Annotated in this window: 19 protein-coding genes and 1 pseudogene; 18 read left to right on the top strand and 2 right to left on the bottom strand. The window is 38.5% G+C overall.

Features of this window, described 5'->3' with window-relative positions:
* Positions 1-221 precede the first annotated feature (221 nt).
* Together ACSU6B_RS24850 and ACSU6B_RS24845 are read left to right on the top strand one after the other, a co-directional pair.
* Positions 222-362, top strand: coding sequence for a hypothetical protein (locus ACSU6B_RS24850; protein ID WP_410889010.1), 141 nt, complete (start codon positions 222-224; stop codon positions 360-362).
* Positions 363-854: 492 nt separating this feature from the next.
* Entirely contained in the window at positions 855-1,706 is an 852-nt protein-coding gene (locus ACSU6B_RS24845) for a DUF2935 domain-containing protein (RefSeq protein ID WP_410889009.1), read from the top strand.
* Positions 1,707-1,847: 141 nt separating this feature from the next.
* On the opposite strand, the gene ACSU6B_RS24840 is transcribed toward ACSU6B_RS24845, so the two are convergent.
* Positions 1,848-3,053 (bottom strand): MFS transporter, encoded by a 1,206-nt coding sequence (locus tag ACSU6B_RS24840; RefSeq protein ID WP_410889007.1) that lies wholly within the window; start codon positions 3,051-3,053, stop codon positions 1,848-1,850.
* Between the two features lie 367 nt (positions 3,054-3,420).
* On the opposite strand from ACSU6B_RS24840, the gene nirB (ACSU6B_RS24835) reads away from it, so the two are divergent.
* The 7 genes from nirB (ACSU6B_RS24835) (at position 3,421) to ACSU6B_RS24805 (ending at position 14,653) form a co-directional block, all read left to right on the top strand.
* A complete protein-coding gene (nirB, locus tag ACSU6B_RS24835; RefSeq protein WP_410889006.1) occupies positions 3,421-5,796 on the top strand; it encodes a nitrite reductase large subunit NirB in 2,376 nt (791 codons plus the stop codon).
* 54 nt (positions 5,797-5,850) lie between these two features.
* Positions 5,851-7,998, top strand: coding sequence for an assimilatory nitrate reductase catalytic subunit NasC (gene nasC / locus ACSU6B_RS24830; RefSeq protein ID WP_410889004.1), 2,148 nt, complete (start codon positions 5,851-5,853; stop codon positions 7,996-7,998).
* 91 nt (positions 7,999-8,089) lie between these two features.
* Complete coding sequence (nirB, locus tag ACSU6B_RS24825) at positions 8,090-10,504, top strand: nitrite reductase large subunit NirB (RefSeq protein ID WP_410889002.1); 2,415 nt, start codon at positions 8,090-8,092, stop codon at positions 10,502-10,504.
* Positions 10,505-10,533: 29 nt separating this feature from the next.
* Positions 10,534-10,857 (top strand): nitrite reductase small subunit NirD, encoded by a 324-nt coding sequence (nirD, locus tag ACSU6B_RS24820; protein WP_168244151.1) that lies wholly within the window; start codon positions 10,534-10,536, stop codon positions 10,855-10,857.
* A gap of 21 nt (positions 10,858-10,878) precedes the next feature.
* Entirely contained in the window at positions 10,879-11,655 is a 777-nt protein-coding gene (gene cobA, locus ACSU6B_RS24815; protein ID WP_410889000.1) for a uroporphyrinogen-III C-methyltransferase, read from the top strand.
* A 238-nt stretch (positions 11,656-11,893) separates the two neighbouring features.
* On the top strand, positions 11,894-13,135 hold the full coding sequence (locus ACSU6B_RS24810; RefSeq protein WP_410888998.1) for an ATP-binding protein: 1,242 nt from the start codon (positions 11,894-11,896) through the stop codon (positions 13,133-13,135).
* 189 nt (positions 13,136-13,324) lie between these two features.
* Positions 13,325-14,653 carry an MDR family MFS transporter gene (locus tag ACSU6B_RS24805; RefSeq protein WP_410888997.1) on the top strand — a complete coding sequence of 443 codons (1,329 nt, stop codon included), beginning with the start codon at positions 13,325-13,327 and terminating at the stop codon, positions 14,651-14,653.
* Between the two features lie 69 nt (positions 14,654-14,722).
* On the opposite strand, the pseudogene ACSU6B_RS24800 reads toward ACSU6B_RS24805, so the two are convergent.
* A pseudogene (locus tag ACSU6B_RS24800) lies at positions 14,723-14,959 on the bottom strand (gamma carbonic anhydrase family protein); the annotation flags it as partial.
* Between the two features lie 203 nt (positions 14,960-15,162).
* Here ACSU6B_RS24800 and pruA point away from each other — a divergent pair.
* The 9 genes from pruA (at position 15,163) to ACSU6B_RS24755 (ending at position 24,535) form a co-directional block, all read left to right on the top strand.
* Entirely contained in the window at positions 15,163-16,707 is a 1,545-nt protein-coding gene (gene pruA, locus ACSU6B_RS24795) for an L-glutamate gamma-semialdehyde dehydrogenase (protein WP_410888996.1), read from the top strand.
* A gap of 78 nt (positions 16,708-16,785) precedes the next feature.
* Entirely contained in the window at positions 16,786-17,991 is a 1,206-nt protein-coding gene (locus ACSU6B_RS24790) for an ornithine--oxo-acid transaminase (protein ID WP_168244146.1), read from the top strand.
* Between the two features lie 48 nt (positions 17,992-18,039).
* On the top strand, positions 18,040-19,332 hold the full coding sequence (locus ACSU6B_RS24785) for a Glu/Leu/Phe/Val family dehydrogenase (protein ID WP_410888994.1): 1,293 nt from the start codon (positions 18,040-18,042) through the stop codon (positions 19,330-19,332).
* Between the two features lie 106 nt (positions 19,333-19,438).
* Positions 19,439-19,696 (top strand): hypothetical protein, encoded by a 258-nt coding sequence (locus tag ACSU6B_RS24780; protein ID WP_168244145.1) that lies wholly within the window; start codon positions 19,439-19,441, stop codon positions 19,694-19,696.
* 125 nt (positions 19,697-19,821) lie between these two features.
* A complete protein-coding gene (locus tag ACSU6B_RS24775) occupies positions 19,822-21,192 on the top strand; it encodes a sigma-54 interaction domain-containing protein (protein WP_410888993.1) in 1,371 nt (456 codons plus the stop codon).
* Between the two features lie 453 nt (positions 21,193-21,645).
* Positions 21,646-22,371: an amino acid ABC transporter ATP-binding protein gene (locus tag ACSU6B_RS24770; protein ID WP_410888991.1), complete on the top strand. Its 726-nt coding sequence runs from the start codon at positions 21,646-21,648 to the stop codon at positions 22,369-22,371.
* Positions 22,372-22,396: 25 nt separating this feature from the next.
* A complete protein-coding gene (locus ACSU6B_RS24765) occupies positions 22,397-23,188 on the top strand; it encodes a transporter substrate-binding domain-containing protein (protein ID WP_410888990.1) in 792 nt (263 codons plus the stop codon).
* Between the two features lie 53 nt (positions 23,189-23,241).
* Positions 23,242-23,946, top strand: a complete 705-nt coding sequence (locus ACSU6B_RS24760) for an amino acid ABC transporter permease (RefSeq protein WP_410888988.1) — start codon at positions 23,242-23,244, stop codon at positions 23,944-23,946.
* A 196-nt stretch (positions 23,947-24,142) separates the two neighbouring features.
* Positions 24,143-24,535: a branched-chain amino acid transport system II carrier protein gene (locus tag ACSU6B_RS24755; RefSeq protein WP_410888987.1), complete on the top strand. Its 393-nt coding sequence runs from the start codon at positions 24,143-24,145 to the stop codon at positions 24,533-24,535.
* Positions 24,536-24,573 lie beyond the last annotated feature (38 nt).

Below are 24,573 nucleotides of genomic sequence, written 5' to 3'. Positions count from 1 at the left end.
TTGAAGACAACCAGTAATGGTTGTCTTTTTGCGTTTCAAAAAATTGTAGGATAGTCAGGTTTGATGTTGAAGGTCTTTAGTGCCCGAAGAGGAGGAAAAAGCCATAAACGGTAAATAGAGTAAAAGCGTATTGGTAAGTATTACTTCAATTAAGATTGATTAGTTTTCAATAATATAAGCAAAATAAAAGAGGGTTAGAATTAAAAAGGGAGGTTTTTTAGATGTCAAAAGATAAACAGACACCTTCATCAGAAGTTGATCAAAAGAAACTCTTAAACGACAAAGTGGATGCACTTCGGAAAAACAACTTTGAGGATAATCACGTACGGAGAGTTACCCCAAATGGAGCACAAGGACAATAATTAAAGCAAAAGAAAAACGACAGTTTAAACTGTTCAGATTGTCGAGAAAGAGTATTTTTCTCGGCAATTTTTTATTCTCAGCATTTAATTATTCATTGTACCTGCTAATGGGCCTGTTGATTTCCGCGGAAGGCACGTAGACTCCTGCGGGAGTACGGGGCAGGGGAGACCCCGCAGGCGCTTCAGCGCCGAGGAGGCACGCCCGCGGAAAGCGAAGTGCCTGAAGCGCAAATCAACAGACATGTTGCAAAGCCTATATATTAATAATATTATAATAAATTAACGCGGTGAATGGTTAAAGTTATTGTAGAAAATAAGAGGCTGTCGAAAGTTTCTCGACAGCCTGATGACGTGTGATTTCACACGTCTTTTCTTTTGTTATTTCTTATTTATTTTAGAAAGGGGAACCTTTTGAAACTCTTATTTGGGTATATTTATATGAATTTATTAATAAGAATAGAACGAATGAAGTATTTACTGGGGGGTTTTTGAATGAATGGGGATGAAAACTTACAACATCCTGATACAGGTGTTACATCCGGAATGTTTGTTGAGCGATCGTTAAATGAAATACGTTTTTGGTCTAGGATCATGAAAGAGCATTCTTTATTTCTTCGATTAGGTTTTAGAGCAGAGGATACTCAACTAATCCAAGAGGCTAATCAATTTTATCAATTGTTTGAACGTATCGAACAAACTGCACATTCCACTTCCAATCAAGCTGATCCTGAACAAATAAGAAGATTTAATTCGGAAGTACAACAAGCTGCAACCAATATTTTTGTATATAAACGAAAAGTACTTGGATTAATACTTACATGTAAATTGCCGGGGGCAAATAATTTTCCACTGCTAGTTGATCATATAAGTAGAGAAGCTAATTATTTTAGAAAACGATTAATAGAATTAAATGAAGGTAAATTAAAACCCCTTCCTGATGCCATCATAAAAGAAAATGTCTTCTTCCTAAGAATTATGGCAGACCATGCTAAATTTATAGGTCATCTACTGGATCCATCTGAAAGGAAGTTAATTGATATCGCCCAAAATTTCAGCAATGACTTTGATCAATTGATGTATCAAGCAAGAGACTTAGAATCTATGAAACCACAATCTCAAACCGTTCCTCTTTTAGATCAATTCCTGGATCAGAATCGTGTGTCGGTCTCCTCTCTACGTGACTTCAAGAAAACGGCACGTGATTTAATTGAGCAATGTAAAATAAAGAGTATCATCCATCCACTATTAGCAGACCATGTTTTTCGTGAGGCTGATAGATTTCTTGAAATTATTGATATGTTTGATGCGCATCTTACAAGCGGTACCCCACAACCTAGATTTTAGAAGATTGAAGAAGGAATCCTATGCAAAAAAGCAGATAAATTGAAGAAGGCTATTCTAGGACCCCGTTAGGTTCAAGAATAGCCTTCTTCAGGTTCTGCTTCTTTTTCTTACCTTTTAGTGGCCTTCCATAAAAAATTATCTCTAATTTTTAATTGAGGCTTCTTTTGGTGACCAGGTTTTTCTCCATGACATTTGCGCAATAAGCAATACGATTAATGCCGTGATTCCAACCCCTGTATAAACGATAAATCCAGATCCGTACGTTCCGGTAATTTCCTTAAGTGATCCAAGTATATTTGGTACAAAAAATCCGCCAACCCCGCCTGCTGCTCCGACAATCCCGGTAATCATCCCAATTTCTTCTTGGAAGCGCTGTGGAACTAATTGAAAGACTGCTCCATTACCCATTCCCAGGCAGAGCATTCCGAAAAACAATAAGGTTGTCACAATAGCCAAAGATGGAAGCTGGCTCACGCCGAACATACTGAGCGCGACCCCGATAAATAAAAAGGTCAGAAGGCGAACGCCGCCGATTTTATCGGCTATGAAACCACCAACAGGACGGAAAAAGCTTCCTGCAGCCACGCAAAGAGTGACAAAATCGCCTGCTCTTACTTTTGATAAATCGTATTGATCCACAAAAAAGATGCTTAAGAAACTGGACAAACCGACAAATCCTCCGAAGGTGACACTATAAAGCAAACAAAAAAACCATGTGTCTTTTTGTTTAAATACTTTCAAATATTCAACCACCGGTTTTGCAGCTGGTTGTGATGGTGCATCCTTTGCAAGTAGAATATACAAGATAAATACAATAATAAGAGGAATAATAGCTAATCCCATTACATTATGCCAGCCAATATTTTCTGCAAGACGCGGGCCAAATAACGTAGCAAAAAGTGTTCCGCTGTTTCCAGCTCCTGCAATTCCCATTGCAAGTCCTTGTAAATGCGGCGGGTACCATCTGCTTGCCATAGGTATAGCTGCTGCAAAACTTGCTCCTGCTACTCCGAGTAGAATTCCTATCAAGTAAAGTTCGGTTAACGTCTGTCCGAATAACCAGCCCCAAGCAAGCGGGATGATGGTTACGAGCATTCCGCTTATTGCTGTTTTTCGCGGACCAATACGATCCGTCATAACTCCAAGGATGAGCCGGAAAAACGATCCGCTTAGGATTGGAACAGCTACGATGAAACCCTTCTGAGCGGGAGATAGTCCAAAATCCTTTGTTATATAAACCCCTAGTGCCCCCAAAATCACCCAAATCATGAAACTAACATCAAAATATAAAAATGACGCTGCTAATGATGGCGCATGCCCGCTTTTTTTTAGATCTGATAACCTCATATTGTTGTTCTCCCTTCTATTTGTATCATAGTTAACTACCAAAATACATTTTTACTTTTATTACCATTCAAAACAGCTATCTTTTGAAAACATGACCCTTACTAGTAAAACCAAGAATGAAAATAAACCGATATTGTTTTTCATCACTTTCCCTCCTTAACATTGTTGGTATTTGTGTTTCCCTTGCTTTGTTAAACAATAACGTATTGAAACAGGAGATGTCTCATAGCGTGTAAGGAACTCTAACACGAAACTTATTGTGTCAGAAAATGTTACACACTGAATTTCTTTTGATGAGTTTTATGGAATAATAGGGGATATTTATGGTTTCAGTTACCCAAATATCGAACATACGGAGGCTTTTAGAATGGATAAGCAAAAACTCGTACTGATAGGTAATGGAATGGCAGGGGTGCGGAGCATTGAGGAGATTTTAAAGCATTCACCTCATTCCTTTGAGATTACGATTTTCGGAAGCGAACCACACCCTAACTATAATCGGATCCAATTATCGGCCGTCTTGCAGGGTGGTACATCGTTTAAAGATATTACAATCAATGATCGTGATTGGTATAACCAACAGAACATCAAACTGTTTACTGGAGAAACGGTGATAAAAATTGATACGGAAGAACAACTTGTTAAGACGGATAAAAATCAGGAGGTTCCTTATGACCGACTAATAATCGCAACAGGCTCTGTTCCATTTCAGCTGCCGCTGCCAGGTGTTGATAAAGAAGGAGTCATCACATTTCGAACCATGGAAGATTGTCAGAAAATGATTGAAACAGCGAAGCATTATAAAAAAGCGGTAGTGATTGGCGGTGGAGTCTTAGGTTTAGAAGCTGCCAAAGGTCTGCTCAATCTTGATATGGAAGTAACCGTGGTGCATAATTGCCTAAATTTAATGGAAAGACAACTGGATGAAACCGCAGCGAAACTGTTGCAAACAGAGTTAGAAAAGCAAGGATTTCATTTTCTTTTTGAAAAAGAAACAAAGGAGATCTTGGGAAGCAAACGCGTGGAAGGAGTGTCATTTAAGGACGGTACCGAAGCAGAAGCTGATTTGGTTGTAATGGCAGTAGGGGTAAGACCCAATATACAGTTAGCAAAGGAAAGCGGAATCGAAACTAACCGAGCCATCCTCGTTAATGATTATATGGAAACGAATATACCGAATATTTACGCTGTTGGTGAATGTGTGGAGCATCGAGGAATTGTCTATGGATTGGTGAAACCTCTTTATGACCAAGGGAAGATTTTAGCCAAACGTATTTGCGGCTTGGAATCTAAAGGATACGAAGGAACTATTCTTTCCACTCAATTAAAAATATCGGGTGTGGATGTGTTTTCAGTTGGTCAGTTTGCCTCTGATGAAAGTCTTAAATCAATTGAAATTTATGATGAGTTAGATGGTACTTATAAAAAGCTTGTCTTTGAAGATTCTAAAATAGTTGGCGCCGTTTTATTTGGTGATACAAGGGATCGTACAAGATTGCTAGATATGATCACGAAAAAACAAGATGTGGCGGACGTAGAGAAAGTTACTTTGTTTCAATCTTCAAGTGGTGGCGGAGATTCCATCGCTTCTATGGCACATAGTGAAATGATCTGCAATTGTAACGGAGTGCCGAAAGGGGCCATTATTGAAGCGGTTCTAAAAAATGATTTAACTACCGTGGAACAAGTAAAAAAGTGCACCAAGGCGTCCAGCTCGTGCGGCGGCTGTAAACCGTTAGTATCTGATCTTCTTTCCTATATCCAGAGCGATGAATTTGATGAGGTCATTGAACAAAAATCGATGTGCCCTTGCACATCATTAACAGAGGATGAAGTGGTTTATGAGATGCAATTGCAAAGCTGCACTACGGTACAAGAAGTAATGGATGTGCTTGATTGGGGAAATAAGGAAGGGTGTTCTACCTGTCGTCCTGCCTTAGCCTATTATTTAGGAATGATCTATCCGGAGTATGAGAGCCGACAGGAATCACTTTTTGTATCCGAACAAATGAATGCAATTGTTCAACACGATGGTACTTACACCGTTGTCCCACAGATGTACGGCGGAAAAACGACAGCAGAGCAATTGCGAACAATTGCCGATGTTGCGGAGAAATATAACATCTCAAATGTTGCGGTAACTAGTGAACAAAGAATTCATTTGATGGGGGTAAAGAAAGAGGACCTGGCAGATGTTTGGGCTGATTTGAACATGGATGTTAGTTCCACTCATGGAAATATGGTTCAAAATATTAAAACAAGTATCGGCGAGCATATTTGCCAATGTGACAAGCAATCATCGATTCAACTGGCTGTCAGTCTTGAAAAAAAATTGGAATTTCTCACCACACCCTACCGTGTCAAAATGGGCATATCTGCTTGTATGCATAATGGTGCAGGTTCGACTACGAAAGATATCGGAGTGATTGGAACTAGCCTTGGCTGGGAAATTTATGTCGGTGGCAGCAGTGGACGTAATGTACGCGCAGGCGAGTTATTATGCCTTGAATCATTGAATCATGATGTGATCGAAATTATTTGTGCCTTTATTCAATATTACCGCGAAACGGCCAATTTCCTTGAACGTACATGGCAATGGATCGAAAGAGTGGGTTTAGTGCATGTGCGCGAAATTCTGTTTGACTTAGAACATCGCCAGCAATTATTGCTGCGGTTAGAGAAAGATCGTTTCTTACGCAAAAAGCTTTTAGTAAAAAGTTCTAGGTCATCAACTGTCCTGTAAGGAACGTTCGTTAAAGTTAACATTATGAAAAAAGTGAGAAAAGGGTGAGCTATTTTGACGGAAGCATTTTTAAAGTATTTTCGTACAAAGGAACAAGAAGTGAAATCAGAAAAAAAATACGAGTCTCAATGTCCATACTGCAGTATGCAATGTAAAATGCAATTGATTGAACAATCGATTGTTACGAGAAAAAAGTATATAACCATCGGTAAAGAGAATCCAACCTCAGAGGGGCGTTTATGTATAAAGGGTATGAACGCGCATCAACATGCTTTTCATAAGGATCGTTTGAAATATCCATTATTAAAAGTAAATGGAGAATTTGTTCGTGTTTCTTGGGAGACGGCCTTGAATAAAATTAAAGAAAACTTTACTAAAATCCAAGCAGAATCTGGACTGAATGCCTTAGCAGTTTATGGGAGCGCGTCGATCACAAATGAAGAAGCTTACTTATTGGGTAAATTTGCCCGGGTTGCATTAAAAACAAAATACATTGATTATAATGGACGTCTTTGTATGTCTGCGGCTGCTTCAGCGGCGAGTCAAACCTTTGGGTTGGACCGAGGATTCACGAACAGCTTGGCAGAAATTCCATCGGCTCGTTGCATTATATTAGCCGGGACGAATATTGCTGAATGTCAGCCAACGATTATGCCTTATTTTGAAAGAGCAAAAGAAAATGGTGCCTATATTATCGCAATCGACCCTCGTGAAACAGCAACAACGAAAATAGCAGACTTGCATTTAAAACCTAAACCGGGGACTGATGCTGTGTTAGCTAATGGGATATTGAAAGTTATCATTGAAGAAAATTATGTTGATAAGGACTTTATTCAAGAACGTGTGAACGGATTTGAAGAAGTTAGAGAGTATGTATTATCCCTTAATTTAGAAGAAATTGAAGAGATAACTGGCGTTCCAATTGAACTCATTCGCAAAGCCGCAGTAAGGTTTGGTAAAGAAGAAACAGGAATGATATTTACAGCGAGAGGGGTAGAACAGCACACAAATGGCTCGATGACTGTCCGTAATTTACTAAATATTTTGCTTTCTACAGGAAAAATCGGCAAACCGGGCTGTGGTTATGGGGCGATTACAGGACAGGGAAATGGCCAAGGGGCGCGAGAGCATGGCCAAAAAGCAGACCAGCTTCCTGGATATCGGTCGATTGAGAACGAAGAACACCGAGAATATGTGGCCAGTGTTTGGGGAGTTAACAAGGACGACCTACCACATAAAGGTGTTTCTGCCTATGAAATGATCGAGAAAATCCATGAAGGTGAAATTCAAGGCTTGTTTCTGATGTGTTCCAATCCGATTGTCTCCAATCCAAATGCCCACTTTGTCAAAGAGGCCATTAAAAAATTAAAATTCTTTGTCGCTGTGGATCTGTTTGTTTCAGAAACAGCGAGATTAGCTGATTTAATATTGCCAGCTTCTTCTTATCTAGAAGATGAAGGAACAATGACGAATATAGAAGGACGGGTAACATTACGGGAAGCAAGCTATCCTTGTCCAGGAGAAGTGAAGCATGATTGGCAAATCATTTGTGAAATTGCCCGTGTACTTGGAAAAGAAAAGTATTTTTCCTTTTCATCTGCAGAGGAAATTTTTTCCGAATTAAGAATGGCAAGCCGTGGCGGGAACGCTGATTATTTTGGAATAACCTATGAACGTCTGAGGAAGGAAGGCGGAATATTATGGCCCTGCCCAGCTCCTGACCATGGCGGGACGAAAAGAGTGTTTGAGACATCCTTTGCCCATTCAGATGGAAAGGCAGCGATGGTGGTTGTTCCGAATATTCCTGAGGTTCCAAAAGAACAATTATCTGAAGAGTTTCCACTCTATTTAACAACAGGAAGAGTCATGTCACATTACCTAACAGGAGTGCAAACAAGAAAAAGTCCAGCCTTAGCGGCAAGGAATGTAGAACCATTTATGGAAATTCACCCAGCAACCGCATTAAAATTTCAAATCCAAGATCAATCATTAGTGAAAATCGAATCAAGAAGAGGAAGTGTTGTGGTTAGAAGCAAATGGTCGGAAACAATTCGCCATGATACCATTTTCGTTCCCTTCCACTGGGCCGACTCACAAAATATTAATCTCCTTGTTTCAAAAGAATTGGATCCTGTCTGTAAAATGCCTGGATTTAAAGTCAGTGTTGTAAAGGTAAGTCCAGTTAAGGATTTCTTAAATTAAAATTTCTATGTTAGAAGACCTTACACATTGAGTTAGTTATTGAGTGTACTGTGCTATAGTTTAAGAAACATTCTAAGGGAGGAAACCTAACGTGAATAAGAAAAAGTTGGTTCTTGTAGGTAATGGAATGGCTGGAGTTAAAGCCATTGAAGAGATTTTAAAACTATCTAATGAGTTATTTGAGATTACCATATTCGGAAGCGAACCACATCCGAATTATAATAGAATACTGCTTTCAAAGGTTTTACAAGGTGATACAGAGGTAAAAGACATTACGCTTAATGACTGGGATTGGTACTTAGAAAACAACATTCAGTTGTTTAAAAGTGAAACAGTGATCAAAGTGGATCCGATGAAGAAAGTCGTTGTAACCGACTTAGGAAGAATCGAACCGTATGATGAACTGATCATAGCATCAGGGTCACTCCCATTTATCCTTCCGATTCCAGGAGCTGAAAAGATAGGTGTAACAGCTTTTCGTGATATAAAGGATACCGAAGTGATGCTTGAGACCTCGAGGAAGTATAAAAAAGCGGCCGTGATTGGAGGCGGATTACTTGGGCTCGAAGCAGCCAGAGGACTTTTAAACCTAGGAATGGATGTTTCTGTTATCCATCTCGCCCCTTATTTGATGGAAAGACAATTAGATCCACAGGCAGGGAAACTATTACAGTCGGAATTAGAAAAACAAGGAATGAAGTTTTTATTAGAAAAACAAACGCAAGAAATTGTTGGAGACGACCGCGTAGAAGGTTTAAGGTTTGGCGATGGAACGGTCCTTGATGCAGACTTAGTCGTGATGGCTGTTGGTATTAAGCCAAATATCGAATTGGCCAAAGTAAGTGGTATTGCTATTAATCGCGGTATTGTCGTGAATGATTTCCTACAAACGAGTGTTCCTAATATTTACGCTGTAGGGGAATGTGCCGAACACAACGGATCGGTATACGGTCTTGTAGCACCATTGTTTGAACAAGGAAAAGTATTAGCTCATCACATTTGCGGAGCGAAGACCAATGGCTATCATGGCTCCGTTTTGTCTACACAATTGAAGGTTTCTGGGGTCGAGGTATTCTCTGCCGGAGATTTTATGGAAGGTGAAGGAAAGGAAGCCATTAAAGTCTTTGATGGAAATGACAGCATTTATAAGAAGATCGTGATTCAAGACAATAAAATTGTTGGCGCCGTACTGTTTGGTGATAGCAGTGATGGAAATCGCCTATTTTCGATGATTCAAAAGCAAACAGATGTTTCCTTTACCACGAAGGTATCACTTTTACAGCCTCTTAATGATGACTTTGGAAGCAGTTTAGTAGCTTCTATGAGTGAGGAGGACATTATTTGCGGATGTAATGGTGTAACCAAAGGAACGATTATCCAAGCGATACAGAATCAGGGTTGTTCATCGGTTGATGAAATCAAAGCTTGTACCAGTGCTTCTCGGTCTTGCGGGGGATGTAAGCCGCTTGTTGCAGAAGTGTTACAACATACACTTGGGTCAGCGTATGACGGCACTTTACAGAAAGAAGCGATTTGCAGCTGCACTCATTTTTCGAAAGATGAAATAGTGGAAGAGATTAAAACCAAAGGTTTGACCCATATCAAAGAAGTGATGAATGTTCTTGGGTGGAGTACTGAGGAAGGTTGTTCAAAATGCCGCCCTGCTTTGAATTACTATTTAGGGATGGTCAATCCGATTGAATATACAGACGAAAGAGAGTCTCGGTTTGTCAATGAGCGGATGCATGCCAATATACAAAAGGATGGAACATATTCTGTTGTACCTCGAATGTACGGTGGTGTAACGAATTCACAAGACCTACGACGGATTGCTGACGTGGTAGATAAATATGAAATACCTTTAGTAAAACTAACAGGTGGACAACGGATTGACTTACTCGGGGTAAAAAAGGAAGACTTGCCAAAAGTGTGGACTGATTTAGATATGCCGTCAGGATCTGCCTACGGAAAATCACTACGTACAGTGAAAACATGTGTCGGTGAACAGTTCTGCCGTTTTGGAACCCAAGATTCCATGGGTCTGGGAATCGACCTTGAGAAGAAATTTGAAGGACTGCAAACACCTCATAAGGTGAAAATGGCTGTTTCTGCTTGTCCGAGAAGCTGTGCGGAGTCGGGGTTTAAAGATATTGGGTTTATTGGAATTGACGGGGGCTGGGAACTTTATATCGGTGGGAACGGCGGAACACATGTACGCGGGGGAGATTTACTATACACCGTGAAAACATCAGAAGAGGCGATGGAAATTACAGGTGCGTACCTTCAATATTACCGTGAAACAGCAAACTATTTAGAACGTACTTCTGCATGGATTGAACGTGTTGGTTTGACCCATGTTCGAACAGTTCTTGATGATAAGGGAAAACGTCAAGAATTAAATAAACGTTTGGATGATGCATTATCTGTTATTAAGGATCCATGGAAGGCGATAACAGAGGATGAAAAAGTAAGAAAAGAATTGTTTGAGAGTGTAGTAATGTCGTAAGAACTTACATTTAAGGAGGACATCGTCCAATGACAAAGAATAGCGTAGAAATGGTATCAATCGGTTCTGTACGGGATCTTCCAGAACGATTAGGAAAGACTGTTTGTGTCGGAGATAAAGAAGTGGCTGTATTTAAATTATTAAATGGGAGCGTGCGTGCCGTTGAAAATCGCTGTCCACATAAAGGCGGGGTTTTGAGCGAAGGAATGGTAAGCGGTGAATTTGTTTTCTGTCCCATGCATGATTGGAAAATATGTTTGGATAATGGGAAGGTGCAAGAGCCAGATGCAGGCTGTGTGAAAACCTATAAAACCAGAATAGAAGGGGAAGAAGTATTTCTCTTAATCGATTAGTTCAGTAAATTGGAGGTCTTTATGATTCAAACAAAGGGGAAAGTCTATATTGTTGGAGCTGGTCCTGGTGATCCTGATTTAATTACGGTTAAAGCAGCGAAATGTCTTGAGCAGGCAGACGTTATTCTTTATGATCGGTTAGTCAATCCGGTGTTGCTGAAATACGGTAAGAGCGACGCTGAGTTCATCTATTGCGGAAAAGAGCCGGGAAACCATTGTGTTTCCCAAGATTCCATCCATCAAATATTAGTTGATAAGGCCTTGGCTGGTAAAACAGTTGTTCGATTAAAGGGAGGAGACCCATTTATTTTTGGCCGAGGCGGTGAAGAAGCGGAAGTGCTTGTTCAAAATGGGCTCGAATTTGAAATTGTACCTGGGATTACTTCTGGTATTGCCGCCCCGGCTTATGCGGGAATTCCTGTCACTCACCGTGAATGGAGTCAATCGTTTGCTATGATTACAGGTCACTGTTTGAGTGGCAAACCTAAAAACATTCGTTGGGACCATCTAGCCCATGGTGTCGATACTCTTGCCATTTATATGGGTGTCAAACATCTTCCTTTTATATGCAGCCAACTTATATCATGTGGAAAGGAGTCTCAAACACCTATAGCTGTAATTGAACAAGGGACAACAGGAAATCAACGGACAGTTGTCGGTACACTCGAGACGATTGTTGAAGTTGTAAATGAAAATCGAATCACAAATCCAGCCATGATTGTGATCGGAGAAGTTGTCAAACTATCCGAGAAACTATCCTGGTTTCCGGAAAGTGTTAACAAAGAGATACTTATATAAAAAAATGAGATTGTAAGAGTTTATAATTAAATATTATAGACTCTTTTTTTGTGATAAAATATGATTTTACAATCAGAAAAAAATTCAAAAATCGTCGAACTAAAGATAATTGCCATTGAAATTTGATGGCTTTTTTTCTTTTTCTCTTCATAATAATAATTAATTGATATTCATGAAGGATTAAATATAATTATGTAGAATTGCATAACTAAATATACCTAATTAAGAGGGCGGAATAATGAATAAATCGGGTCAAATTATCCTGGTGCTGATTTCGGTTTTATATAGCAGTTACCAAAAGATTTACGATCATCATCCTTTTTTTTCGATAGACTTTTTTCTTTTTACTCTGATTTCATGGTTAGTGGGTTGGCAATATGATAAAGCTTGCTATTATGAAAAAAAGGCACGTGCTAGTGAGGAGAGCTATAAGAAGTTAATAGATTCATTGCCTGCACCCGTCTATATTACGAGTAATCATAGGTTTTTATATGTAAATAAGGCTGCCATGAACATGATTGGTGCTATCAAACTAGAAGATGTAATGGGGAAATCCATTTTTGAATTTATTATTCCAGACTATAAAAGTCGTTTGCTTGAACGTTTTAATCAAATAAAGAAAGAAAAGCTGCCCGTAAACACAATCGAATACAAAGCAAAACGTTTGGATGGAACACCATTTTTCTTTGAAGTATCTTCCTTGTTTATCGTTTTTGGGGGAAAAGATGCGGTGTTGTCCATTGGCAAGGATATTACTGAAAAAATGGAAGAAACAGAACGTCTACTTCAAAAGTCTGAAAAATTGGCATTATTAGGCCAAATGGCGGCAGGTATAGCCCATGAAATACGAAATCCACTCACATCTATAAAAGGTTTTATCCAACTCTTAAGGACCAGCACTAGGAAAGAGGAATACTTTGATATTCTGTTAACAGAGCTTGACCGGATTAATGATATCGTCGGGGAGTTCCTCGTGCTTGCTAAACCGACAGCTGCCGTTTATATGACACGGGATATAAAGATGTTAATAAAGGATGTTGTCACCTTAATTAACAACCAGTCTCTTTTAAATAATGTTCAAATCTTAGTGGAATTTGACAATGATTTGCCGTTGATTAGCTGCGAAGAAAATCAACTAAAACAAGTTTTTCTAAACCTACTTAAGAATGCGATTGAAGCAATGCCTAAAGGCGGCAATATTAATCTTTTAGTTAAGGAAAAAGAAGAAGGTAAACTCTCAATTCAGATTATTGACCAGGGTGTTGGAATTCCACAAGAACGGATTTCTACACTAGGGGAACCATTTTATACTACGAAGGAAAAGGGAACAGGTCTTGGCCTAATGACTTGCTACAAAATTATCGAAGGCCATAATGGGGAACTAAACATTTACAGTAAAATTAACGAAGGAACCACCATTGAAATAATTTTACCAACAATTACTCAGCCATTATTGAAGATGGAAGTGAGCCATTCATAACGAATGGCTTATTCTATTTATTTGAAAAAATGATAAAATATCATAATAGAGTTAGATGAAAGAAATTAGGAGAGGAATTGTGGGTTCGTTACAATCTAAACAAATGCTTAGTGAAGTTCTTTTTTTAACTATTTTGTTATGTTTATCAAAAGTATAAGGAATTTTAATTAAACTGTGTCGGAGGAATATATGGAAAAGAATAGGTATGTGTTTTGGGGCCTTGTAATATCAACCCTAATATCAGCACTTGATGCAAATATTATGCAAACGGCAAGTCCAACTATAGTGAAACAGCTCGGAGGAATGGAGCTGTTTGCATGGATATTTGTTGTCTATATGTTGGCAAGTACGGTTACGGTTCCGCTTTACGGGAAATTATCTGATATGTATGGTCGGAAAAAGCTGTTAATTATCGCTGTTTCAATATTTACCCTAGGTTCGATTCTCTGTGGATTGGCCAATTCCATTAGTACGCTGATTATTTATAGAGGTGTCCAAGGAATAGGGGCAGGCGGGATGATCCCACTCTCCATGATCATCGTAGGTGATTTGTTTACGATAGAAAACCGCGGGAAAATTCAAGCGGTCTTTAGCAGCATATGGGCAATTTCATCCATCGTTGGACCTGTATTGGGTTCCTTCTTTGTCGAAGCACTAACGTGGAGATGGATCTTCTTTATCAATATTCCCATTGGAATTGCAACGGTTCTTTGTATGATTCCTTATAAGGAAAAAATCGAATTTAAAAAGACCCATATCGACTACAAAGGTTTCTTCTTATTTGGGATTTCGATTACGCTATTATTGTTATCTACGAATGTAAAAAATTCTATTTGGTACATTATCCTTGGGATTATCGGTTTGATTGTCTTCATATTGGTGGAGAGGAAAGAAGCACATCCGTTCTTGCCAGTATCATTGTTTAAAAACAAAGGGATCCTCATGACTAACCTTTTCATGTTATTTTACTGTCTGTCCTTTTTTGGAACATCCAACTTTATTCCATTGTATCTCCAAGAAGGAAATGATATGAGTATTTATAAAAGTGGACTAATTCTTCTCAGTATTGCGGTGGGCTGGATGTTTGGCAGTACCCCGGCAGGGAAGTGGATTATACGCTATGGATATAAAAGCTTATTTATTATCGGAAGCTTGATCACAACTGCCTCAGGCTTAGCATTATACCTATTCATCACTGATTTATCTTATCTCGGTCTGTTTCTAATCTTAACTATCCAAGGAGTTTCCTTTGGCTTATTATTTGCGGTTGGAACGATCGCTTCCCAAGAATTTGCTGAATCCCATATCAAAGGTATGTCTACTTCGCTGCAAATGTTTCTAAAAAACATTGGGACATCGATTGGGGTTACCATCATGGGACTCATCATCAATCAGGCAGCAAGCATCGTTATTGGAATGAAAAACGTGTTTCTTTATGCCCTTTGTTTGAGCTTAATTACGATTGTACTCAGCTTTGTCATTCCTGCTAAAACAACTGCTTTAAGTGAGAGTAAATAGTTTTAAACTTCATGGTGCCTGACACCCAGCAATTGTTGGTGTCAGGCACCTCTTTTTTATTCTTAAGGTTTATTTAAGTATTTCCTTAAACTCTTTTCCCCTTTGGACATAGTGCTCGCTGGACATTTGTAACAAGTCCAGGTCCTTCTGAGTAATTTCGCGGACCACCCTTCCTGGAGAACCCAACACAAGGGAGCGAGGGGGAATTTTTATGCCTCCAGATAGCAGCGTATTGGCTCCTATAATACAATCCTCGCCAACTTCTACATTGTCTAAAAGCGTTGAACCCATTCCAATAATGCATCGATTGGTAAAACAATTTGTATGCACCTATTTAAGTATTGATTTTTTGAAATGCAAAATTTTTTTGCTGTTTTCAATAAATTATATATTTTGCGCAAAATATTTTGGCGCTAATTGAACAAAAAATCCTTTATTCATGCAAAATTAATGTTGGCACGGAACTTGCATATTATTTAACTGTAGCAAACGACAAGGGGGAACAAACATTGAAACCGTATACACATGAACCATTTACAAACTTTGCAGATGAAAAAAATAAACTAGCTTTTCAAGATGCTCTTGCCTACGTTCAATCACAGTTAGGAAAGGATTATCCAGTTGTTATTGGAGGAGAATCAATTACAACAGAAGAAAAAATTATCTCTATTAATCCAGCAAATACAGAAGAAATAATTGGTAGAGTTTCCATGGCCGATCAAGAGTTAGCAGAAAAGGCTATGCATGCAGCATTAACCACATTTGAAACGTGGAAAACATGGAAGCCTGAACATCGTGCCAATATTTTATTCAAGGCAGCTGCAATTATGCGCCGCCGTAAACATGAGTTTTCTGCTTATCTTGTCAAGGAAGCCGGAAAGCCATGGAAAGAAGCAGATGCCGATACAGCAGAAGCAATCGACTTCATCGAATATTATGGCCGTCAAATGCTGAGATTGAAAGAGGGCTCACCAGTACAAAGCCGTGACGGAGAATACAATCAATATAATTATATTCCACTAGGTGTGGGGATTATCATTTCACCTTTTAACTTCCCATTAGCCATTATGGCAGGAACAACAATAGCAGCCATCGTCTCTGGGAATACGGTTCTTCTAAAACCGGCTAACTCAACACCAGTAGTAGCAGCAAAATTCGTTGAGTTGATGGAGGAAGCAGGACTTCCAAAAGGAGTTCTAAACTTTGTTCCAGGCAGCGGCGCACAAATCGGGGATTACCTTGTTGATCATCCAAAAACTCGTTTCGTATCCTTTACCGGTTCTCGTGAAGTTGGCTGCCGCATTAATGAACGTGCTGCCAAGGTTCATCCAGGCCAAAAATGGATCAAACGAGTCATTGCTGAAATGGGTGGTAAGGATACCGTGGTTGTAGATAATGATGCTGATTTAGATTTAGCAGCAGCAAGTATTGTCTATTCTGCTTTCGGATTTTCAGGTCAAAAATGTTCGGCAGGATCTCGTGCAGTTATTCATCAAGATGTCTATGATGTCGTACTTGAGAAGGTAGTTGCTTTAACAAGAACACTAACTCTTGGCAACCCTGAAGATGCAAATTCTTATATGGGACCTGTTATTGATGGCAGATCCTTCAAAAAAATCATGAATTATATTGAAGTTGGCAAGCAAGAAGGACGTCTTATGACTGGCGGCGAAGGCAATGATTCTAAGGGTTATTTCATTCAGCCGACTATTTATGCAGATTTAGATGAAAATGCACGCCTCATGCAGGAAGAAATCTTTGGTCCAGTTCTTGGTATTAGTAAAGCACGTGACTTTGATCATATGATGACCATTGCGAATAACACCGACTATGGTTTAACAGGAGCATTGATTTCGAATAATCGTGAGCATATTGAACGGGCACGCGAGGAATTCCACGTGGGGAATCTTTATTTTAACAGAACTTGTACGGGTGCGATTGTTGGCTATCAACCGTTTGGCGGATTTAATATGTCGGGTACAGATTCCAAAGCAGGCGGTCCTGAATATTTATTGCTTCACATGCAGGCTAAAACAACATCTGAAACGCTATAAAAACTACAGCTTAGATGCCTCGATAGGTGGAGATGAGTTTTACTCCACCTGTCGAGGAAATTTGAAGGAGGAACTATAATGACAGTAACTGAGACAACTAAAACAAATCAAATTATAGAACAAACAGATAAATTTGGTGCAAATAACTATCATCCACTGCCAATCGTTATTGCCAAGGCAGAAGGAGTTTGGGTGGAAAGTCCAGAAGGTAATCGTTACATGGATATGCTAAGTGCTTATTCTGCTGTTAACCAAGGACATCGTCATCCAAAAATTATTCAAGCATTGAAAGACCAAGCAGATAAAGTAACATTAACATCTCGTGCCTTTCACAATGATCAACTTGGTCCATGGTATGAGAAAATTTGTCAGTTAACCAATAAAAATATGGCACTCCCAATGAATACTGGAGCAGAAGCTGTTGAAACGGCACTAAAAGCAGCACGCCGCTGGGGTTATGATGTAAAAGGGATTGCTGAAAATCAAGCAGAAATTATTGCCTGCGTAGGGAATTTCCACGGCCGTACAATGGGTGCTGTCTCCCTATCATCTGACCCGGAATATAAGCGCGGCTTCGGCCCAATGCTGCCTGGAATTAACTTAATTCCTTACGGTGACCTCGAAGCATTGAAAGCAGCGATCACACCAAACACAGCAGCATTTTTAATCGAGCCAATTCAAGGTGAAGCAGGAATTATTTTACCACCAGAAGGATTTTTGAAAGCGGCATCTGATTTATGTAAAGAAAACAAAGTATTATTCATAGCTGATGAGATTCAAGTAGGATTGGCACGTACTGGAAAAATGTTTGCATGTGATTGGGAAGATGTGAACCCTGACATGTTGATCCTAGGTAAAGCACTAGGCGGCGGTGTGTTCCCAATTTCCTGTGTAGTTGCTAATTCTGATGTATTAGGCGTATTCAATCCAGGTTCCCACGGTTCAACGTTTGGGGGAAATCCACTGGCTTGCGCGGTATCGCTTGCAGCATTGGATGTAATTGAAGAGGAAAAACTAGCAGAACGTTCGCTTGAATTAGGTAAATACTTCTTTGAACAATTACAATCTATCGATAATCCAAAAATTAAAACAATAAGAGGCCGAGGTTTATTTATCGGAGTTGAACTTACTGAAGCGGCAAGACCTTATTGTGAGCAGTTAAAAGAAACAGGCTTATTATGTAAAGAAACACATGACACAGTTATTCGTTTTGCTCCACCGCTTACCATTACGAAAGAAGAAATCGATTGGGCTTTTGAAAAAATCAAAACGGTTTTAAGTTAATTTTTAAATAAAAAAACTAATAATCTATTATACGACGGGGTGTCAATCATGTCTGTTAAAGCGATAGTAACTGAAATGGAAAAGGAACAACAAAAAGAACAAGAATCATTAAATTTATTCAAATCAACCCAAACGATTATTCAAAAAGCTTTATCAAAATTGGGCTATAATAGCGAAATGTATGAATTATTAAAAGAACCGATCAGATTGTTAACAGTCCGCATTCCAGTAAAAATGGATGATGGTTCTGTCAAAATATTTACGGGCTATCGCTCCCAGCATAATGATGCGGTCGGCCCAACTAAAGGCGGCGTCCGTTTCCATCCTGAAGTGGATGAAGAAGAAGTAAAAGCGTTGTCCATTTGGATGAGCTTAAAGTGTGGAATAACGAATCTTCCCTATGGCGGCGGTAAAGGCGGTATCATTTGTGATCCGCGAAATATGTCCTTTAGAGAGCTTGAAGGTTTAAGCCGCGGCTATGTTCGTGCGGTCAGCCAAATCGTGGGACCTTCAAAAGACATTCCAGCACCAGATGTTTATACTAATTCACAAATTATGGCATGGATGATGGATGAGTACAGCCGTTTACGTGAATTTGATTCACCAGGATTTATTACTGGGAAACCAATCGTCCTTGGAGGTTCTCAAGGCCGCGAAACAGCGACTGCCCGTGGAGTAACAATCTGTATTGAAGAAGCAGTCAAGAAAATAGGAAAACAGTTGCAAGGAGCCCGTGTAGTCATTCAAGGCTTTGGGAATGCGGGAAGTTATTTGGCCAAATTTATGCATGATGCAGGTGCTAAGGTTGTGGCTGTATCCGATGTGTATGGCGCAATATACGATCCAAACGGACTTGATATTAATTACTTGCTTGATCGAAGGGATAGCTTCGGTACATTCTCTCAACTATTTAAGAATACGATCACAAACCAAGAGCTACTTGAATTAGAGTGTGATATTCTAGTGCCGGCAGCTATCTCGAACCAAATCACAGCCAAAAATGCTGCTAATATTAAAGCAGCGATTGTAGTGGAAGCAGCGAATGGTCCGACAACACTCGAAGCAACAAAGATTCTAACCGAGCGTGGTATTATCCTTGTTCCTGACATCCTTGCAAGTGCAGGCGGGGTAACTGTATCTTATTTTGAATGGGTGCAAAATAATCAAGGTTATTATTGGACGGAGGAAGAAGTAGAAGAAAAGCTGAAGAAGGTAATGGTCAACTCTTTCGAGAATATCTATCAAACTTCTAAAACACATCAAGTAGACATGCGTTTAGCAGCTTATATGGTGGGAATAAAGAAAGTTGCTGAGGCCTCTCGTTTCAGAGGATGGGTATAAAAGGAATAGAGTAATCTTTAAATGATTGAAATCTCCCTACAAGGATGGTCGGAAAAATCTCTATCTGTTCTATGACTGTACGAAATTAAAAAAGGAGTGACGAAAATTGTCAGTAGTGGTGGAAGAAGTTATTTTCAGTCCATGTTCTGGGATCGTAGAAACTGTTTTAACAGAGGAAAACGACCATGTATATGAGTGGGAAAAACTATTTTTAATAAAAACCCAGAACGGTAGAATTGAAGAGATTTCGATCGGGATCAGCGGGTATATCACATCTTTACCTATTAAGAAGGGCCAAGAAGTTACTACTCAAACAGTCCTAGCAACCATCCAAGATGATTTGTTAATTACAGGATCAGATTAAGGAATTCGATATACTTTTAAAAAACTCTTTCCGTTTATTTGGAAAGAGTTTTTGCATGAGTACCGCCGCCTAGTGGTAAAATATTGTTTATATAATGATTAAGCCTTGGGATAGGAGGTTGAATTTTGAATATTAATTTGAAGGATTTTCAACAATTAACAGATTATGACAATGTTTTAGTTGTAGATGAAAATGGGATTATTATCTTTAATGATTTAGCGGATTTAAATGTACTAAAAGAAATCGGCCTTAGACCTGAAGAATTTATGGGAAAGCATGTAACCTCCTCTTATAAGAACCTTTCGCATGAAAATAGTACCATTATGAACGTTTTAAAAAATGGAAAAGCGGTATGCAATGTAAAACAAGAGCTAATCATGAAAAATGGAAATCTATTTGTTACGATAAATTCTACCTATCCAATTAAAGATAATGAAAAAATAATTGGGGCAATTGAATTCTCAAAACACTTTTATACAAAAGAAAACATCCAATCCTTGGACAAATTTGCAAGTCATAAGGTTTATCGAAGAAACAATACCATCTACACCATTGATAATATCATTAGTGTCAATCCAAAGATGGAAGTAATTAAAAATAAAATTAAAAAAATTGCTATGACAAATTCAACTGTATTGATCAACGGTAAAACAGGCACAGGAAAAGAAATGATTGCACAGTCGATCCATAATTTGAGCGATCGTTATGGAGGACCATTTATTTCACTAAACTGTGGTGCGGTTCCGCCAAACCTATTAGAAAGTACTTTGTTTGGCACGGTAAAAGGGAGCTTTACTGGTGCGATCGCTATGACAGGATTATTCGAACAAGCAGAAGGCGGCACATTGTTTTTAGATGAGATTAATTCCTTAGATTTTTATCTTCAAGTAAAACTTCTTAAAGCTATTGAAGAAAAGGTTATTAGAAGAATAGGTGGAGATAAAAATATTAGTGTCGATATTCGAGTGATTTCAGCAACAAATGAGGACCCAGATGTTTTAGTTACAGAAAAACGGTTAAGAGAGGATCTTTTTTATCGATTGGGAGTTGTCCAGATTGATTTACCAACCTTAGCGGAACGAAAAGAAGATATAGAAAAGCTGCTCGAATATTATATCGATTTTTATAACAATAATATGAATATTTATATTGAAGGGTGTCAGCCTGAGGTTATTGAGTGTTTTAATAGGTATCCTTGGCCAGGGAATATAAGAGAATTAAAAAATGCGGTTGAAACGGCATATAATAATGTTTCTACCAATCATATCACGATAGAGGATATTCCAAAAAGAATGAGGGAATATCACGAATCACCTACAAGTGATCAAATGGATAATAAGATCGAATCCTTAAAAGAAGCGGTAGAACAATTTGAAAAAGAGCTGATAATGAAAGAACTTAGCAGCACGAATGGAAAATTAACAGAAACGGCCAAACAATTGGGTCTATCGAAACAACTATTAAAATATAAAATCGAAAAGTACCAACTAGGATAAACGGTCATATGATATCAATGAAAAACAAAAAGGGACGGCCACGGATTGTATAAAATCTGTGGCTGTTTTTTTGATTCAAATGAAAAACTAGTTATTTGTCGTTAAAAATATTTTACGAATAAGTAAAAATTTTTACACTAAAAAGAAAGATAGTTGAAAAAAACAAAAGGTATTATCAGAAAATTCTAAGGGTAAAAAATAATTTATGTTTTAAAATTTTGGGAGAGTTCTAAATGATTTTTAGCATTTTAGTAGCATAGATTAGCCAATCCTAATTGACTAAATAATTTAAATATTATAAAAGTTGGCATAGGAATTGCATTAATAAATAGTAAGTATGTAAAAGTCCTCATGTTGATAAGGAGGTGTTTGGAAAAGTAATCAACTGCAAAACCACAGTTGATAAGAATTTATAACTAATTTCCATCGTTTCGTAGAAAGGGGGAGCAAAAAATGATTCAATTGAAAAATTTGGTAAAATCCTTTGGCTCATTAACCGTATTAAAGGGTGTCGATTTAACGGTTAATGAAAAAGAAGTAGTTGTATTAATAGGGGCAAGTGGCTCGGGAAAAAGCACTTTACTCCGTTGTCTAAATTTTTTAGAAGTATATGACGACGGGGAGATTCAGATTGAAGGAGAACCAATCGACCCTAATAAAACAAATCTGAATAAAGTCCGTGAAGAGGTTGGCATGGTTTTTCAACACTTTAACTTATTTCCTCATAAAACAGTTCTAGAAAATATTATTGAAGCACCCATCTTTGTGAAAAAGAGAAAAGTGGACGAGGCAAAGCAGCACGCCTATGAATTACTAGAAAAAGTAGGATTAAGAGATAAAGCAGATGTCTATCCAGATAGCTTGTCAGGCGGGCAAAAGCAAAGGGTAGCAATTGCGAGAGCACTTGCGATGAAGCCGAAAATCATGCTCTTTGATGAACCAACGTCAGCCCTAGATCCTGAGTTAGTTGGCGAGGTGCTGCAAGTTATGAAGCAATTAGCAAATGATGGGATGACGATGGTGGTCGTTACCCATGAGATGGGTTTTGCACGTGAGGTTGCAGATCGGGTGGCTTTCATGCATGATGGACAAATTTTGGAGCAAGAGCATCCGAACAATTTCTTTGATCATCCGCAAAACGAGCGAACAAAACAGTTTTTAAATAGCATTTTAAAATAAATAAAAGAAAACAGGGGGCAATAAAATGAAAAAGAAAACGATTCTCCGTTTAATGTCAGCTATATTAATGATTTCCATCGTTCTTGCGGGATGTGGTTCAGCGAAGGAAACAAATACTCCTGAGAAAAAAGAAGAATTCGTTTATGCCATGAGCGGTTTATTTAAGCCTTTCAATTATAAGGAAGATGGGAAACTAACAGGTTTCGATGTTGAAATTGGTGAAGCATTGGCTAAAAAAATGGATATGAAACCAAAAGCAATCACCTTTCCATTTGAGACTATTATTCAAGGACTTAGAGATAAAAAATTTGATGCAATCCTTGGAAGTATGACAGTAACGGAAGAACGTCAGAAAGCTGTAGATTTTACGAATCCCTACTACAAATCTGGTTCAAGAATTTTTATAAGTGCTAACAATACTGAAATTAAGTCGAAAGCAGACTTAAAGGGTAAGAAAATTGGGGTTACACCAGCAACAATCTATGAAAAGCTAGCAAAAGAGCTAACCGAACAGGATAAAGTCATGGTTTATTCTCAAGGGGATATGACTGCTTTAATGGACTTAGCGACAGGACGTGTTGATGCAGTTATCTGTGATGATATTTTTGGTAAAGTGGGCATTACTCAAGGTGACTTAAAAATTAAGGCAGTAGATGAATTACTACAAGTAGATAATCAAGCCATCGCAACGAACAAAGAAGATAAAGAACTAACTAATAAAATCAACAAAGCATTGGACGAAATCATTGCAGATGGAACTTATGAAAAGATTAGTAAAAAGTGGTTTGGCTACAATCTTATGGAAACAGAGAAATAATGCAGGTTGAATCAAAAAATAATAATTAATCTGTTGACTGGATGGGATTTGACATGCTAGAAATTTTTCAATCAAACTATAGTTCACTATTTGAAGCATTATTAGTAACAATGAAGGTAACCGTTAGTTCACTTATATTAGGAAGTATTATCGGCCTTGTGTTTGCCTTCTTTTCACTCTCTAATATTAAATTCCTAAACCTCATTGCGCAAGGTTATTTAATCCTCGTTCGTGGAACGCCTATGATAGTCCAAATCTGTATTCTCTATTTTGGAATTTCGTCCATCTTAACGTTACCGCAATTTTGGGCGGGGGTCATCGCCTTATCCGTTCACAATGGGGCATATATATCGGAGATCTTCCGCGGTGCCATTCAATCGATTGATAATGGTCAGATGGAAGCAGCACGCTCTCTTGGGATGACTTACAAGTTAGCGATGCGAAGAATTATTTTACCGCAGGCCTTCAAACGGGCTATACCCTCACTTGGAAACCAATTTATCCTATTGCTGAAAGAATCAGCACTAGTGGCCTATATTGGTATGACAGATTTATGGGGTGCTACGATGTCAATTGCTGGAGCCAATTACCGGCCATTGGAAACCTACATGGTAACTGGCTTATTTTATCTTATTCTTGTTGGGATATTCACTTATATATTCCATAAATTGGAGGTGAAATACAGCCCAGACACAAAGAACAAGGTAAAAGCTACGCGTGCCGTAAGTTCCAAATCGACAAGCATTATTGAGCAATAGAGTTTGAAGCTAAGAAAATCATAGTCATTGGATTGTTAGTCCCAATGACTATGAATAGAAAAATGTCCTCTTATCCGTGGGCATTTTTTATTGTGTGGGAAGTCCTTGATCTTTTTTTTATGGTAAAAATACTTTTACGAAATAAAAAAATTTTTACCATTATCGTTTCTCGGTTTGATTTATACCGATTGTTGCCATGGTCGTTTCCGTCCCTCGAACGGCTGCTACCACTCATGAAATAGGCGTTCATACACTATTTCCGCATTTTCCTGCGGTTGGAACGATGATTATCTTCTTTGCCCTTAATTATTATTTTGCCAATGACCGATCAAATCTTATCGATAAAGTGGGAAAAGTGCTGACACCTGGATTATTAGTTATTTTATTATTCATCATCTTTAAAGGTACATTCGATCCAGTTGCAGCACCGATTGATACAAAACTTCCAAACGCATTTTCTAATGCTTTTACTGGTGCCTATCAGACGGGTGACCTTTTTACTGGTCTACTTTGTGCCTCAGTATTTATCGGAGCTGTTGGTAACAGAGGGTATAAGGAGGAAGACATAGAAATGGATTTAAGTGCGTAACTGATAAATTATACAATCAATGCAACTTGCTAAATTTT

This window comes from Neobacillus sp. C211 (assembly GCF_051842875.1).
Lineage (GTDB): Bacteria > Bacillota > Bacilli > Bacillales > Cytobacillaceae > Neobacillus.
This window is presented reverse-complemented; position numbering and strand designations above follow the sequence as displayed.

Bases quoted from the DNA above. Each gene is read 5' to 3' on its own strand.
- ACSU6B_RS24810 (WP_410888998.1), top strand. From the start codon at position 11,894: ATGAATAAATCGGGTCAAATTATCCTGGTGCTGATTTCGGTTTTATAT.
- ACSU6B_RS24850 (WP_410889010.1), top strand. From the start codon at position 222: ATGTCAAAAGATAAACAGACACCTTCATCAGAAGTTGATCAAAAGAAA.
- ACSU6B_RS24840 (WP_410889007.1), bottom strand. From the start codon at position 3,053: ATGAGGTTATCAGATCTAAAAAAAAGCGGGCATGCGCCATCATTAGCA.
- ACSU6B_RS24845 (WP_410889009.1), top strand. From the start codon at position 855: ATGAATGGGGATGAAAACTTACAACATCCTGATACAGGTGTTACATCC.
- ACSU6B_RS24790 (WP_168244146.1), top strand. From the start codon at position 16,786: ATGACAGTAACTGAGACAACTAAAACAAATCAAATTATAGAACAAACA.
- ACSU6B_RS24755 (WP_410888987.1), top strand. From the start codon at position 24,143: ATGGTCGTTTCCGTCCCTCGAACGGCTGCTACCACTCATGAAATAGGC.
- cobA (WP_410889000.1), top strand. From the start codon at position 10,879: ATGATTCAAACAAAGGGGAAAGTCTATATTGTTGGAGCTGGTCCTGGT.
- ACSU6B_RS24765 (WP_410888990.1), top strand. From the start codon at position 22,397: ATGAAAAAGAAAACGATTCTCCGTTTAATGTCAGCTATATTAATGATT.
- ACSU6B_RS24805 (WP_410888997.1), top strand. From the start codon at position 13,325: ATGGAAAAGAATAGGTATGTGTTTTGGGGCCTTGTAATATCAACCCTA.
- ACSU6B_RS24760 (WP_410888988.1), top strand. From the start codon at position 23,242: ATGCTAGAAATTTTTCAATCAAACTATAGTTCACTATTTGAAGCATTA.
- nirD (WP_168244151.1), top strand. From the start codon at position 10,534: ATGACAAAGAATAGCGTAGAAATGGTATCAATCGGTTCTGTACGGGAT.
- ACSU6B_RS24785 (WP_410888994.1), top strand. From the start codon at position 18,040: ATGTCTGTTAAAGCGATAGTAACTGAAATGGAAAAGGAACAACAAAAA.
- nirB (WP_410889006.1), top strand. From the start codon at position 3,421: ATGGATAAGCAAAAACTCGTACTGATAGGTAATGGAATGGCAGGGGTG.
- ACSU6B_RS24770 (WP_410888991.1), top strand. From the start codon at position 21,646: ATGATTCAATTGAAAAATTTGGTAAAATCCTTTGGCTCATTAACCGTA.